We start from the raw sequence: 1,502 nt of genomic DNA on the forward strand, positions 1-1,502 counted from the left end.
CGAACGACATCCATAGCAATTATGATCAGGATATTGGCTATGACGGACTGATGCTCCTGAAGAAGGAGCTTGGGCAACAGTACGCGCATGTCATTCTGGTCGACGCGGGGGATGCCGTGCAGGGCGCGCCGATCGGCTCGATTTCCGAAGGGCATGAACCGATTCGCATCATGAACGAAGTCGGCTAAAACATTGCCACGTTGGGGAATCATGAGTTCGACTTTGGATTCGATGTACTGGAGGCGTTGTGAAACGGTGAAGCGGCCAAAAAGACGCATGCGGTCCGCCGATGGCGCTTGCAAGCGTGCCGGGACCGTATTGCGCGCGCAGGGCGTCAAGCCGCGTCGCGATATCATCGAGCGCATCGTCCCAGCTCACGCGCTCCCATTCGCCCGACCCGCGTTCGCCCGCACGCCGCAGCGGGTAGTTCACGCGCCGCGGGCTGTCGAGCACGCCGAGGTTCATGCGCCAGCGGCGGCATCCTGCAAGGATGCGCGCATCGTATGGATAGCGCGTCGGATCGGGGCGCAACTTCACAACGCGGCCATCCTCGACGGTCGCGATGAAAGCGCAGCAATAGCCGCAGAAATGGCAGTTTGTCCGCTTCTCTTCAGTCATGGGACCATTGTAGCCGACCGCGCACAGCCCACGAATGGAAAGCGCGTAAATGGGGACAGTCCCCATTTACGGTAAAGCCAATAGCCTCGACTGCTGATTGGCCGATTATTGCTGGCCCAGACGCTCTAGCGCATGGCGCGCGAAGCGCCGCACCTGCTCGCTTCCCTCTTCCGCAGCACGTTGCAGCGCGGGAATGTAGCGCGGATCGCCGCTGTTGCCCATGACAATCGCAGCGTTCTGGCGGAAGATATCGAGGTCGCGGATATAGTTGTACATGACAGGCTTTATGCATGCCTCGTAGTAGGCGTCATCGCAGAACAGCACCTTCTCCAAATCGAACGCCCCGCTGAGCCACTCCAAGTACGGGTCCTTCGCCTTGGAGCTTTGCAGCGCCGCCTTATTGCGCGGGCAAGCCTCCTGGCACGCATCGCAACCGTGTATGCGCATCCCGATCAGGTCGATTGCCTCCATGTTTTTCGCAGGACCGGGCATGAAGTTGTTATACAGCACGCAACGAGACGCATCGAGCGACCCATCGTCGGCCATCGCATGCGTGGGGCAGGCATCGATGCACTTGCGGCAACCTTCTGGACAGGGGCGGCTGGGCTCATGCTCTTCGCATTCGAGTTCGACATCCACGGGAATCGAGATCATCACGATAAACGAGCCATGCTCGCCCGCATATGCGAAATTGTTCCGCCCGTACGTAATCACACCTGCGCGCGCAGCAATAGCGCGGTCCACGAGCTGCGTGTTCGAATAATCGTACAGCGAGTGCACGCCGACGGATTCCAGATACTGCTCGAACAAGACGATACGCTGCCCTTCGATTGTATCCTTGGGCGGCGTATAGCAACGGCCTAGATACATGCGCCCAGCGTACT

3 protein-coding genes are annotated in these 1,502 nt (G+C 59.3%); 1 reads left to right on the forward strand and 2 read right to left on the reverse strand.

Annotated elements, in window-relative coordinates; genetic code table 11:
* A partial coding sequence (locus AC04P6_RS01065; protein ID WP_475564738.1) for a hypothetical protein occupies positions 1-188 on the forward strand: 188 nt, incomplete at its 5' end.
* On the opposite strand, the gene AC04P6_RS01070 is transcribed toward AC04P6_RS01065, so the two are convergent.
* Positions 169-618, reverse strand: a complete 450-nt coding sequence (locus tag AC04P6_RS01070; protein WP_475564739.1) for a molybdopterin-dependent oxidoreductase — start codon at positions 616-618, stop codon at positions 169-171. The two genes, AC04P6_RS01065 and AC04P6_RS01070, sit on opposite strands and share 20 nt — an antisense overlap.
* A gap of 105 nt (positions 619-723) precedes the next feature.
* Positions 724-1,502: epoxyqueuosine reductase (locus AC04P6_RS01075; RefSeq protein WP_475564741.1), on the reverse strand; the 779-nt coding region annotated here is incomplete at its 5' end.

This window comes from Denitrobacterium sp. (genome assembly GCF_056180635.1).

Coding starts and splice junctions, on each gene's coding strand:
- AC04P6_RS01070 (WP_475564739.1), bottom strand. CDS start 618: ATGACTGAAGAGAAGCGGACAAACTGCCATTTCTGCGGCTATTGCTGC.